We start from the raw sequence: 11,779 nt of genomic DNA, 5'->3' as shown, positions 1-11,779 counted from the left end.
CATTAACCGGATTTGACATGAGTTATTCGGCCAAGGTGCTGTGGGGGGAAGGGCTGTTCCTCCGGCCTCAACACTTTCAGCGACAGGACGCGTACCACGAAGCGCGCCTGTTCGAATCGATCCAGGCGATCCAGCCGTACAACTGGGGCGTGCGCTCGGTGCGCATCGACCGGGACGCGCTCGGCAGCAACGTGCTGCGGGTGGCCGAGCTCGCGCTCGTGTTCCCGGACGGCGCGCTGTATGCCGCGCCGCAGGCCGACGACCTGCCGCCGCCGATCGCGCTGGACACGCTGCCTGACGGCATCAACGAATTCGTGTTCTATCTTGCGCTGCACCCGCTGCGCGAGAACGGCACCAACTACAGCGACGATCCGTCCGCCGGCTTCATGACGCGTTTCGTCAGCGAGCAGACGAGCGTCGGCGACAACTTCACCGACGCGGCCGAAGCCGACATCACGTTCCTGAAGACGCAGGTCAAGCTGATCGCGCACAGCGAGCCGCGCGACCAGCTGCTGTCGGTGCCGCTCGTGCGCGTGCGCCGCACCGCGACGTCCGGTTTCGAGCTCGACGACAGCTTCGTGCCGCCGTGCCTCGCGATCGACGCGTCGCCGATCCTGCACCAGCGGCTGCGCCAGCTCGTCGACGCGCTGCAGGCGAAGGTGAACGCGCTGTACGGCTTCCACCGCGAGCCGTCGAAGAACATCATCGAGTTCCGCTCGGGCGACATCGCGTCGTTCTGGCTGCTGCACACCGCGAATGCCGCGTTCGCGACGCTCGCGCACCTGCACCAGCACTCCGCGCTGCATCCGGAGCGGCTGTTCCAGGAACTGCTGCGCCTCGCGGGCCAGCTGATGACGTTCTCGAAGGGCTACACGCTCGCCGACCTGCCGGTGTACCGCCACGACGATCCGGGCCCGAGCTTTGCGCGGCTCGACCTGATGCTGCGCGAGCTGCTCGACACCGTGATCTCGACGCGCTACTTCGCGATCACGCTGGACGAGGTGCGCCCGTCGTTCCACCTCGGCCGCCTCGATTCCGGCAAGATCGACGACAAGACCGAGTTCTACCTGGCCGTGTCCGCGGACATGCCGAGCGTCGAGCTCGTCGACGCGGTACCGGCCCGCTTCAAGGTCGGCGCCCCCGACGACGTCGACAAGCTCGTGCTGTCGGCGATGCCCGGCGTGCGGCTGTCGTACACGCCGCAGGTGCCGCCCGCGATTCCGGTCCGCCCCGGCGCATGCTACTTCGCGCTCGATTCGCGTAGCCCGCTGTACGAGCGCATGCTGCAGGCCCAGTCCGCGATGATCTACGCGCCGACTGGCATCAATGACCTGAAATTCGAACTGATCGCGGTCACATCATGAGCTACGCGCCTTCCCTGTTCGGCGACAACGCGCCGGCACCCCTGCATACCCCGGCGTCGACGGACGCCTCGTTCCAGGCCCGTTCGCTGCTCGACCTGCTGTACGACGGGTTCTTCATGCTGTTCCTGCTCAAGAACGGGCGGGAGCCGGAGAGCGCGGGCGAGTTCAGCACGCGGATCCAGGAGTTCCTGTCGGACTTCGAGCGCGGCGCGAAGAAGCTGAATATCGCGGCTGAAGACGTGTACGGCGCGAAGTTCGCGTTCTGCGCGGCGATCGACGAGATGGTGCTGTCGTCGCAGTTCAAGATCCGCACGGACTGGGAGCGCCGGCCGCTGCAGCTCGTGCTGTTCGGCGAGCAGCTCGCGGGCGAGAAGTTCTTCCAGTATCTCGAGGATTGCCGCGCGCAGGGCGCGGCGCGGCTGCAGTCGCTCGAGGTGTTTCACATGTGCCTGCTGCTCGGGTTCCAGGGCAAGTATCTGCTCGAAGGGCCGGAGAAGCTGGCTTACCTTACCGCGCGGCTGGGGGACGAGATCGCGCATATGAAGGGCAAGCGGGCGCCGTTCGCGCCGCATTGGCCGTTGCCGGATCAGATCGCGCACCGACTCAAGCGCGAAGTGCCGGTTTGGGCGATCGGGGCCGTGTTCGCGCTGGTCGCGCTGCTCGGGTATCTCGGGCTCAACACGTATCTGAAGGACAAGACGCTGCAGGCGCTGGCGCCTTACTCGCAGGTGATCAAGGTCGGACCGGAGTCGGCGAATTTGACGATTTCGTTGCCTTGAGGGGTGTTGGTGGTTTGGGCAACGCTCGATGAGAAAAGGACCGCTTGGCGGTCCTTTTTTGCTTTTGCCCACTTCCTCCGGACAACTGAAAAAGATCGATGACGTGCCGACGCGTCACGCGATCCAGACGTCTTCGTAGCCGGCATCGTCGATGATGAAGCGTGCGCCGGCCGGCAACCGTAGATATGGCAGAACCGATGGCAGATAGGTCGACAGGTGCGCGGCATGCAGCGGCTGGTAGAAATCGGCGGCGTCGGAATATTCACCGCAGTGGAAGAACCAGCCGACGTTGTCGCCGTCAGACAGCGCGATGCGCGTGCCGTAGACCGGCATGCGCCCGAGCGTCGACATCGCGACCGCGACCATCTCTTCGGGCACGACGGCATGCAGCCCGTAACGTGCACAAACGGCTTCCTGTTGCCCGCGCAACGCTGCCGGATCGTCGGCCATGTTCATTTCCTTCCTGTCGGGCAGCGAGTCAGCCAAGTTGCCAGCATAAACGTGGATCGGCGCCGCCGGTCGATACGAAATAGGCTGCCGCCTGCGTCGCCGTCGCGCGGTCCACGCACTGTCGCGCCGGATAGCTGCCTCGCTGGCCGCCTGCCACGAGTTCGATCGTTTCGTCTGCTGGTGAATCGGGCGTCGTCAGGTTCAGCAACGCGGCGTCGATCTCCGATGCGATGAAGACGACATATCGGCCATCGTGGCGTCGTTCGCGTCGAATGCGACGGTCGAGCGATCGCGGCCGTTCAGTCGTTCGACGGCCGCGATCGCTTGCGCGAGGTCATCGCACGGCGCTTCCGTCACGTGCGAACGGTTGCTGATGATGGTTTCCTCGATCACTTTCGTCGTTCGCATTCGACAGCGTGTCATCAGAACAGGACAAATGCGTCGTTCTCGACGTAAAAGACAAACGCGTCCAGCAATTGTGCGACGCTCGGTTCGTCGACCTGATCGTGCGCGTTGATCACGATGTCCTCGATCGTCGCGCTGTCCAGCGTGACTTTCCAGCCGGGTCGGGTCGCGATGGCAGTCGCAACGTCTGCTTCCGCGTCATCGACGTCTTCGAAAAACGCCCCCTTGGTATCGGGCGTCCACGGCATCGGCGGAAGATAGAGCCATCCAGAGAAATCGCCGGGGTGCTCGAGAATATGTTGCAGGGACACTTCGGTCGGGGAGTCGATCGACATGGGTAATGCGGTGGTATCCGAATGATTGCGTTGATTCGGCCGCGAGAACCTCACGGCAGGCCGTGATTATGCCAATTTTAAGCGAGCGCGATTGGCAGGCTTCCGATGCAGACATGCGGGGTGCGCGCTGCATGTCGATCGAAGCGAGTCCCGACTCTCATCAACCAGCCGCCCCTGAAACCGTAGCGAATTCTTCGCCACGATTCCCGCCGCCGTCGAGGCCCGGGCAATAACCTCCCGCCCTTCCCCCCACGCTTTGTACGACGCCTCTCACACCACATCCCCATAGTCATCCGTGACAAGCTGCGGCGTGCCGACCTGGTCACAGTGGTAATAGAACAGCTTCGCTGTCAATCCGCCGTTCCGGCACCTTCTGCAGCGGGTCTTCCTCCGGCACATACCGGTCGGTACTCGTCCGCTCCGGCGTCTCGATTCGCTCGACCGGCTCGGCCTCGACGCCTCAGCGACCCGTGCCGACTGCAGGTGATTGAATTCGTCCCACTCGTATTCCTGCTCGCCCGCCGGCGTGCATTTGCGCACCAGGTTCCCGGACGTGATTATTCTCATAGGACCGTCATGAGCCGATGTACCTATACCGCAAACCGAGATTGTTATTTTCGCTAAATAATTCGACGTGAAGGATCGGCTCGGCCGCCTTGCCCTCAACCCAAATAACGCATTCCACCCCCCATGTGTTGGCGTCATTCATTTCATACAAGTCAACGTAGGGCCTTGAGCCGATCTTGCCTGAGAACGCCGTATCTTCGGGTGCCAAGGCTATGTCGGGCTTCTTCCCAAAATAGTCATTCAGGCACTCGCATATCTCCTCCAAGACAGGCTCGGTGACACCAAATCTCGCCTGAAGAGTTGCTTTATCCAGAACGTTCACCGAATTCATAAATTCGGATATCAGGGCGTACGCTTCTGCATTAAATTTCTTGTCCATCTCATCCTCTCTTCGAGGAGGTCTTTATGCTACTTCCAGCACCAGCCCCGATTCCAGAGAAATAACCTCTCGCGTTTAGCACCGCGCATTTTGCAGCCTTCTGACGCGACCCAGCTTCCTTTTGCGAGTTAAATGCGACGCCCGTCTCACTGCCAAGCGTACCGGCCACTGACGCTCTATCTTGAGCATGATTTTCCGCCTAATGTGTGGTGCCGCGCGTCGTGCCGTCGGCACTTCTACCTTGCAGGCTGATCGCTGGAGCCACATCGTAGTCACAGCCCGGCAATTCGTTTACCGATGCATCTTGGTCAATGTGATGCGAATCTTGCAAGCCACCAATTTTTCTTAGATCACCGTGCCCACCCGTTACGACACCTTCATCAGCGAGATTCTTCGCGCAATCATCCTCACACGGACACCTTGCAAGGCCGAGCGGGTCGATCCACCGCGTCGGATTCGACGCGTACTGATAGACGGTTATAGTGCGGCCCTGCTTTCTCGGGTCACCTGTCAAGGCACCAATATGTCGTACAGGTGCAGCATTGGCCTCGCAGACTCATCTGTCTTCACCCGAAAAACCGCAAAAGCATCCGAACGTCCATCTTCCGCAAAGACCGGTACTTCGATAGATAACCGGTCCGATTTATGCCCACCAATCTCAAATACGTATCCATCCATTAGAGCTTCATCAGGAATCGGCCCCATCACTTCATTACCTAAGCAAGCCTCCAGCGCAGCACCGTACTCTGACGCGGAGCTCGGCCCAGCGAGACCTTGGCGTACTAGATTATCAAAACGACCCTGCCTCATCTCGTCATAGATATATTTCACCAGCGGTGCATACATCGGGTAATCCATCAACTTACGTTCCATGCCACCTCCTATCGCCGATTCTTCACGGTCCGCCTTGGCGAGTCCCCGGTGAACCCAAGTTTTTCGAAATATGGGTCAACATGCATGGCAAATTGACATCTCGCCTCCAGGGCGGAAAGACCGGCTCGCCGAATTGTCTTGTAACCGATTCTGCGCTCTGCGGCGTACGTTCCTCCGCCTGCTTGCCGCTGCAGTCGAACGTGCGCGTCGATCGCGTGACGCTCTGCAGCGTGCGCGTGCCCGACCATTGCGTGAACGCATCGGCTTCGCTCGCCGCACCGCCACGATAGAAGCGCACGGTCTGCGGCGACAGCGGCGCGAACGCCTGCAAGTTGTCGGTAATCACGAGCGTGTGCGACTTGCCGTCGTCGGCCTGCTGCCACGCGCAGTAGAGTCCCTCGTCCTCCATCAGCCGATGTACGAAATGCCAGTCGGTGTCGTGCTGGCGCGTGTACGAGCGATTCGGCAACGGCTTCGACAGCGCAAAGCGGAAATGGCCCTTCGCCTGCGGATGCTGGTTCAGCACGTCGCTGATGATCTGGTCGACGGTCGTGTCGTTCCAGAGCCGCTGATCGCGACGGAATTTCAGGAAGTGGGTGAAATCGGCGAATGCGAGCTGATAGGTCGTGAGCCCGCCGTCGGCGCCGAGCCGGCGCGCTGTATGCACGTACCCGTTGATCGGCCGGTAACGGAGATCGCCCTGCTGGATCCACAACGTGACGGGCTGTGCGATCAGCTTTTTAAGTTCCACATCACTGTCGGTCGACAGCACGTCCAGCGTGAACTCGTACGCGCGCCCGATACGTGAACGACCGACTGCCCGCTGAACGGTCAGGACGTTGGCCCCCAATGGCGTATCGAGCTTCAGCAACCGATCCTGCTGAAGCAACCCGCCGCGCAATGCGGCGATTGTGTTCTGCATGTTCATGGCTACGGCCTTTTCTTCTTTTGACGCGCCCTCGGATGGCGCAGTGTTCGATTTCTCACGCGCGATTTTACAGAGAAATTACGGCACGATTTTGAAAAATGACCTGATTTAAAAGAACATTTTCTCGACAATCGATACCGGCCCGGCCCTGCGCGTGACGATCCCATCGCCTGTTTGTCGTCCGCAGCGCCCCCATGAAATCGCTTTCAATCAGGGCCAATTCGACTTCCGGTGCGCCCGGGTTGCGAGTAGTGTCTACCTGCCCGTATTGCGGCCCGCCGCGCCCGACCGGCGCCCGGCGCTCATCACACCACGCTGACCACTGGAGATCTGCAATGAAACGTTCGAAGTTCCTGCTGTCGGGCCTGCTGCTCGCGTCGGCCCTCGGCTTCACGGCCGTCGCCGCGCACGCGGACGACCTGCTCGATTCGGTCAAGAAAGCCGGCGTGCTGCGCGTCGGCCTCGAAGGCACGTATCCGCCGTTCAACTCGCGCGGCACGTCGGGCCAACTCGAGGGTTTCGACGTCGACGTCGCGAACGCCGTTGCCGGCAAGCTCGGCGTGAAGACGCAGTTCATCCCGACCGAATGGAGCGGCATCATCGCGGGCCTGCAGGCCGGCAAGTTCGACGTGATCGTCAACCAGGTCACGATCACGCCGCAGCGCAAGGAAGCGCTCGACTTCAGCGAGCCGTACACGTACTCGGCCGCGCAACTGATCCAGCGCAAGGACGACACGCGCAACTTCAAGTCGCTCGACGACTTCAAGGGCAAGAAGCTCGGCGTGACGCTCGGTACCAACTATGACCAGATGGCACGCACCGTGCCGGGCATCGAGGTGCAGACGTATCCGGGCGCGCCGGAGAAGCTGCGCGACCTCGCCGCGGGCCGGATCGAGGCGACGCTCGACGACCGCCTGATGCTGCCGTACATGATCAAGACGTCGAACCTGCCGCTGCGCGCGGGCGCGGTGCTGAACGGTGGCAAGCAGGAAATGGCGATCCCGTTCCGCAAGGGCAACCCGAAGTTCGAGAAGGCGATCAACGACGCGCTCGATTCGCTGCGCAAGGACGGCACGCTGAAGAAGATTTCGATGCACTGGTTCGGCAGCGACGTGACCGTGCCGGTCGCGCAGTAAGCGGCTCGGCGCTTCAACGCGTCACGTACTTCGTCTCGACGAAGGCGTGACGCGCTCCTTCAGGCCGCTTGATCGAAGCGCGCCAGCAGCATCCGGCCGATCGGTGTCAGCGCCGGGCGCGCGGCCACGGCGTTCAGGCGCACCTGCGTATCGTCCACCAGCCGCTTCTCGACCAGCACGGCGAACGCGGGATTCGACGGATCGACGCTGTCCAGCCCACGCGCGATGCACAACAGCAACGAGAATTCATGCGGACTCAGCATGGTCCCTGTCTCCTGATCGTCCGCGATCCGGTTCGAACCGTCGTCGATCGTATTTTCGAATGAAATGGCGCGATGCGTGACCACCGCGCCGCCGGGAGCGAGATCCCGGTCGGGCCGCCTGCGACGCGGGCACGTCGTCGCGAGAGGATTGCGCACGTTCCCGGTCCGGCGGTGCCGCCGCGACGGGAACGTGCAACGTTATGAGCGCACCGTGACGTGACCGTGACAGGAGAACGGGGTGCGGAATGGCGCTCGTTACACACCGTTTCGGTTCAATACCCTTGCGATTGACGAAGACGGACCGCATCGCATGCCTGGCCGTCAGTTGCCCCATTGGCCGGCTGTTGCGCCCCCTTCATCGCGGATCAACCGAATACGGGAAGCCCGCACGCCCCGATCCGCTCGCATGGCGTATGCCGCGCACGACCACGTTTACCGCGCGCCCGAGTGTCATCCCGACGAGCACGCCCCATACCGCGAACGACAGCATCACGAAGCCGCTCGTCGCCGCCCACGGCGCGCGCACGGCGACCGCGTAATGGATGCCGGTTTCGGCGACGAACGTCAGCATCAACGTGACGAGCAGGCTCGCGTCGCCGGGCAAGCGCACACGCAAACCCGACGAGGCCGGACGGTACTCGAGCCGCCACCGGCCCGCGTGCAGCCAGCCCAGCGTCGCGCCGCCCAGGACGGCCGCCAGCGCGATCGCATTCGCGTCGACACCCGCATGCGGAAAGAGTCCGTTCAGGCTGGCGATGCCGAGCATCCCGAACGCGACCGGCGAGATCAGCGGTCGTGCCGCCGGCACCTCGCGCGGAAAACAGCGCTTGATGCCGATATAGAGCAGCACGCAGAACATGACGTAGACGTAAGGCTTCAGGTGAAAGATCGCGGACATGGTCGGGCTCGCCTGATCGGAGTGGACACGGCAACACCTTACTGCCTGGTCCCGGCAGGCGGCGCGACTTGCGACGGGACGCCGGAATTCGCGGATGAGTTGCGCGTCGAGGCGACGATCGCTCGGCGGATCGGGAAGGCCGATGCACCCACGAATCCGGCCGCAGGCGACTGCTGAACCGAAAGAGCCGTCTTCACCCGGCCGCTCGGCGCGTCGTGTTCGACGCGCAACCTGCAATGCCCCGTGTCCATCCGCGGCCCCTTCCACTACACTCGTGACGGAAACCGGCCAATCGTCGGCAGCCGAAGCGCTTCGTCGAAGCCGCGTGCGGTTCGTCGCAACGCGCACGCAGCCGTCCCGGCCGGCAGTAAGGTCAGGCCATCGGTGCATCGCGCGCCCATACCCTCACCCGACACCATGCGAGCCACGTCCGACCCTTCGCCGATTCCGCCGCCACCCGCCGGCACCTCGCCGCGGCTGTTGCGCGATCCGGCCGCACTGCTTGCGTTCGCGTGCTTCAACTCGGTCGTCGGCCTGGGTTTCTGGGCGCTCCATTTCCAGGAACCGCTGCTGTCCTACCTCGTCGTCTCCAACGCGATCGGTTTCTGCGCGCTGCTGTTCAGCTATGCCGCCGACCGGCTGTTGCCGCGCAAGCCGGGGCTCGTGCTGAAAGCCATCGTGATCGCACCGGCCAGCGTGCTCATCGGCTTCGAGATCTCGGCGACGATCGTCGGCGGAAACGTGCCGCACGTGTTCGGACGCGCCCGCATCGGCACGTGGGACAACTACGGGCCGTCGTTTCTCATCTCGGCGATCCTGTTCGTGTGCGTGTCGCTGTTCCTGCAGTCCATGCGCATGCGTGCGACGCTCGAGACCGAGCGCCGCGAAGCCGCCGAAGCGCGCCAGGCCGAGACGGCCGCCCGCCTGGCGCTGCTGCAGGCGCAGATCGAGCCGCACTTCCTGTTCAATACGCTCGCGAACGTGCAGAGCCTGATCGAGCGCGATCCGGCTCGCGCGTCGACGATGCTCGACAGCCTGAACCGCTACCTGCGTGCGAGCCTGCGACGCACGCGCGATGCGACGTCGACGCTCGGTGAAGAACTCGAGCTCGTCGACGCGTTGCTGAAGATCGCGTCGATCCGGCTCGGCGAGCGGCTCTCGTATGCGATCGACGTGCCGACGGATCTGCACGCGCTGCCGTTCTCGCCGCTGCTGCTGCAACCGCTCGTCGAGAATGCGCTGCTGCACGGCATCGAGCCGTCGATCGACGGCGGCGTGGTCGTGATTCGCGGCAGGATGCGGGGCGACAGCCTCGAACTGAACGTGATCGATACGGGCGTCGGCCTCGGCAAAGGCGACACGCGCCTGCATGGCGGCATCGGGCTCGCCAACGTCGCGGCGCGCATCCGGACGCTGCACGGCGAGCGCGGCCGCGTCTGCGTCGAAACGAACGCCGCCGCCGCGCATGGCGTCACCGCTACCCTGCTGATTCCGATCGACTGACATGCCGACTGCCCTCATTGCCGACGATGAACCGAACCTGTCCGCGTCGCTCGCGCAGCGGCTGGGCCAGCTTTGGCCCGAACTGGAGATCGTCGCGATGCCGCGCAACGGCGTCGAAACACTGGCCGCGCTGAACGCGTCGCCGCGCCCGGACATCGCGTTCCTCGACATCCGGATGCCCGGCATCGACGGGTTGAAGCTCGCTGCGCTGGTGCCCGACGTGCATGTCGTGTTCGTCACGGCCTACGACGAATATGCGGTCGACGCGTTCGATCGGGCAGTGGTCGACTACCTGCTGAAGCCGGTAACGGACGAGCGGCTGCTGCGCTGTATCGCGAAGCTGCAGCGCGGCGGGCCGGCGCCCGCGCAAGCCGATGCGCTGGCGCCGGCGGCGCAAGCGAGAGAGGCGGCACCGATCCGCTGGCTGACGGTTGGCGTGAAGGATGCGACGCGGCTCGTGTCGGTCGACGACGTGCTGTATTTCCAGGCGTCGGAGAAGTACACGGAAATCGTCACGGCCGGTGAACGGCTCGTGATTCGCACGCCGCTGAAGGAGTTGATGCAGCGGCTCGATCCGGAGCGGTTCGCGCAGGTGCATCGCGGCGTGATCGTTGCGTACGCAGCGATCGATCGCGTCGAGCGCGATCTGCTGGGCAGGTTGCGGATTCGCGTGCGCGGGCAGCGGGAGACGCTGCCGGTGAGTCGGGCGTATGCGGGGTTGTTCAGGCAGATGTGATGATGTTTGCGCCCGCCCCGGGGGACACGATTGCGCTCTGGCAGAGGGTGGGCGAGGCGCTGGCAAACCGCGCCGCATCCAACACAATCACGCGATCACGTGGCGCTCGACTGCATAGCCTCGAGTCGGCACGACGTTCTCCCAAAGGCCGGCCATGAAAACAATGAAAACACTGCGTGGATTGACAACATGTGTGGTTGCAGCGCTCGTCAGCGGCTGCGTCGCCACGCCCAATCTCATCGGCGAAAACACCGCGGGCATCGCGCCGACTGAAGCGACCGCAATCCTGGTCGTCGTGGACGGCAAGGCATTCGACGGGCCTGCGTTCGGCAGCGAAGGTCGCGCGTATCTCGCCGGACTGGGCGAAGGCATCCTGGCTGCACTGGCCGGTGTGCCGACGAAAGTCGTCGAACTGGACGAGATGAAGTTCGTGAATCCGGTACCGGCGGCACTGCGGGCCATGGGGCCGAGTCACACGATCCGCCTGTTCACGGAGTCCGAGATGGCGCGTTACGGCACGCCGATCAGCGCGACGTGGCAAATGGAGGTATCGAATGTGACAACGACCCTCGTCCCGGCGACCGGCGACAAGCCGGGCGGTACCCGCTACACGATCAAGCCGATCTACAAGGCGCGCGCCGACGGGGAGACGTGTCTCGATTCGGACAGTCTCGCGAAGAAGTGCGGTGCGGCGATGGGGAAGATGTTTGGCGATACGTTGCGTGCGGCGCATGTGGTGCAGATCGGGACGGGGACGCCCGCTCAACCGGCCGACTGAAAACCGGTCTGGAAACGACAAAGGGCTACGCAAACATCGCCTAGCCCTTCGTTGGACAGCGTGGCGGGTACCAGCCCCGAACCCTCCGTCACCGCAGCGCGATTGTCCGGACACTACGAGTTTTACGAGCGCCCTGACGTCGTCAACGAAGAAATCAAAACAGCGCCGCATGAAGTCTTGTGGCCTTCAAATGCCGCATGCGCACCCTCGATGTCGAACTGCCCATCCCCCTCGACGACAACGCACGGACCATGTAACGGACACGTGCAGCGGTCACCGACACGCGCAGGCGCGCGCCCCATGACATCGCTGTTTGCCGCGCCCGTCTCGACATAGCCACCGTGACTATGGACGTCGCCCACTCGAATGATCCCTCGCATGGTCG

Annotated in this window: 15 protein-coding genes and 2 pseudogenes; 6 read left to right on the top strand and 11 right to left on the bottom strand. The window is 63.3% G+C overall.

Annotated features, from left to right (window positions below; genetic code table 11):
- The first annotated feature begins 17 nt into the window (after window positions 1-17).
- The gene (gene tssK / locus ACPTTC_RS02145; protein ID WP_423391403.1) at window positions 18-1,364 is read left to right on the top strand and encodes a type VI secretion system baseplate subunit TssK; all 1,347 of its coding nucleotides are present in this window, start codon (window positions 18-20) and stop codon (window positions 1,362-1,364) included.
- On the top strand, window positions 1,361-2,143 hold the full coding sequence (gene icmH / locus ACPTTC_RS02140) for a type IVB secretion system protein IcmH/DotU (protein WP_175971652.1): 783 nt from the start codon (window positions 1,361-1,363) through the stop codon (window positions 2,141-2,143). The genes tssK and icmH overlap by 4 nt, the downstream gene beginning before the upstream one ends.
- Before the next feature lie 114 nt (window positions 2,144-2,257).
- On the opposite strand, the gene ACPTTC_RS02135 is transcribed toward icmH, so the two are convergent.
- From ACPTTC_RS02135 to ACPTTC_RS02100, 8 genes and pseudogenes are all read right to left on the bottom strand, one after another.
- Window positions 2,258-2,593, bottom strand: a complete 336-nt coding sequence (locus ACPTTC_RS02135; RefSeq protein ID WP_423391402.1) for an immunity protein Imm33 domain-containing protein — start codon at window positions 2,591-2,593, stop codon at window positions 2,258-2,260.
- Window positions 2,594-2,621: 28 nt separating this feature from the next.
- Entirely contained in the window at window positions 2,622-2,801 is a 180-nt protein-coding gene (locus ACPTTC_RS02130) for an Imm1 family immunity protein (protein WP_423391401.1), read from the bottom strand.
- Entirely contained in the window at window positions 2,795-3,001 is a 207-nt protein-coding gene (locus ACPTTC_RS02125) for a hypothetical protein (protein WP_423391400.1), read from the bottom strand. Before ACPTTC_RS02125 ends, ACPTTC_RS02130 begins: the two co-directional genes overlap by 7 nt.
- A gap of 14 nt (window positions 3,002-3,015) precedes the next feature.
- The gene (locus tag ACPTTC_RS02120; protein WP_423391399.1) at window positions 3,016-3,333 is read right to left on the bottom strand and encodes a DUF7716 domain-containing protein; all 318 of its coding nucleotides are present in this window, start codon (window positions 3,331-3,333) and stop codon (window positions 3,016-3,018) included.
- Between the two features lie 156 nt (window positions 3,334-3,489).
- Window positions 3,490-3,882: pseudogene (locus tag ACPTTC_RS02115) on the bottom strand (RHS domain-containing protein); the annotation flags it as partial.
- A 25-nt stretch (window positions 3,883-3,907) separates the two neighbouring features.
- Window positions 3,908-4,279, bottom strand: coding sequence for a hypothetical protein (locus ACPTTC_RS02110; RefSeq protein WP_423391398.1), 372 nt, complete (start codon window positions 4,277-4,279; stop codon window positions 3,908-3,910).
- 510 nt (window positions 4,280-4,789) lie between these two features.
- Window positions 4,790-5,152, bottom strand: coding sequence for a hypothetical protein (locus ACPTTC_RS02105; RefSeq protein ID WP_423391397.1), 363 nt, complete (start codon window positions 5,150-5,152; stop codon window positions 4,790-4,792).
- Window positions 5,153-5,345: 193 nt separating this feature from the next.
- Window positions 5,346-6,080, bottom strand: a pseudogene (locus tag ACPTTC_RS02100) (type VI secretion system Vgr family protein); the annotation flags it as partial.
- Window positions 6,081-6,415: 335 nt separating this feature from the next.
- On the opposite strand from ACPTTC_RS02100, the gene ACPTTC_RS02095 reads away from it, so the two are divergent.
- Window positions 6,416-7,216: a transporter substrate-binding domain-containing protein gene (locus ACPTTC_RS02095; RefSeq protein ID WP_011350749.1), complete on the top strand. Its 801-nt coding sequence runs from the start codon at window positions 6,416-6,418 to the stop codon at window positions 7,214-7,216.
- A gap of 59 nt (window positions 7,217-7,275) precedes the next feature.
- On the opposite strand, the gene ACPTTC_RS02090 is transcribed toward ACPTTC_RS02095, so the two are convergent.
- Together ACPTTC_RS02090 and ACPTTC_RS02085 are read right to left on the bottom strand one after the other, a co-directional pair.
- Window positions 7,276-7,479 carry a hypothetical protein gene (locus ACPTTC_RS02090; RefSeq protein ID WP_423391396.1) on the bottom strand — a complete coding sequence of 68 codons (204 nt, stop codon included), beginning with the start codon at window positions 7,477-7,479 and terminating at the stop codon, window positions 7,276-7,278.
- 355 nt (window positions 7,480-7,834) lie between these two features.
- Entirely contained in the window at window positions 7,835-8,377 is a 543-nt protein-coding gene (locus tag ACPTTC_RS02085) for a hypothetical protein (protein WP_423391395.1), read from the bottom strand.
- Window positions 8,378-8,794: 417 nt separating this feature from the next.
- Here ACPTTC_RS02085 and ACPTTC_RS02080 point away from each other — a divergent pair, with 417 nt between their 5' ends.
- From ACPTTC_RS02080 to ACPTTC_RS02070, 3 genes are all read left to right on the top strand, one after another.
- Complete coding sequence (locus tag ACPTTC_RS02080) at window positions 8,795-9,880, top strand: sensor histidine kinase (RefSeq protein WP_423391394.1); 1,086 nt, start codon at window positions 8,795-8,797, stop codon at window positions 9,878-9,880.
- Window position 9,881: 1 nt separating this feature from the next.
- On the top strand, window positions 9,882-10,616 hold the full coding sequence (locus tag ACPTTC_RS02075; protein WP_423391393.1) for a LytR/AlgR family response regulator transcription factor: 735 nt from the start codon (window positions 9,882-9,884) through the stop codon (window positions 10,614-10,616).
- Window positions 10,617-10,809: 193 nt separating this feature from the next.
- The gene (locus tag ACPTTC_RS02070; protein WP_423391392.1) at window positions 10,810-11,394 is read left to right on the top strand and encodes a hypothetical protein; all 585 of its coding nucleotides are present in this window, start codon (window positions 10,810-10,812) and stop codon (window positions 11,392-11,394) included.
- Between the two features lie 122 nt (window positions 11,395-11,516).
- Here the strand turns inward: ACPTTC_RS02070 and ACPTTC_RS02065 are convergent, their stop codons facing one another.
- A complete protein-coding gene (locus ACPTTC_RS02065) occupies window positions 11,517-11,774 on the bottom strand; it encodes a PAAR domain-containing protein (protein WP_175971646.1) in 258 nt (85 codons plus the stop codon).
- Window positions 11,775-11,779 lie beyond the last annotated feature (5 nt).

This window comes from Burkholderia mycopellens (assembly GCF_964265025.1).
Lineage (GTDB): Bacteria > Pseudomonadota > Gammaproteobacteria > Burkholderiales > Burkholderiaceae > Burkholderia.
Note: the sequence above shows the minus strand (reverse complement) of the source record. Positions and strands in the feature narration are given on the sequence as shown.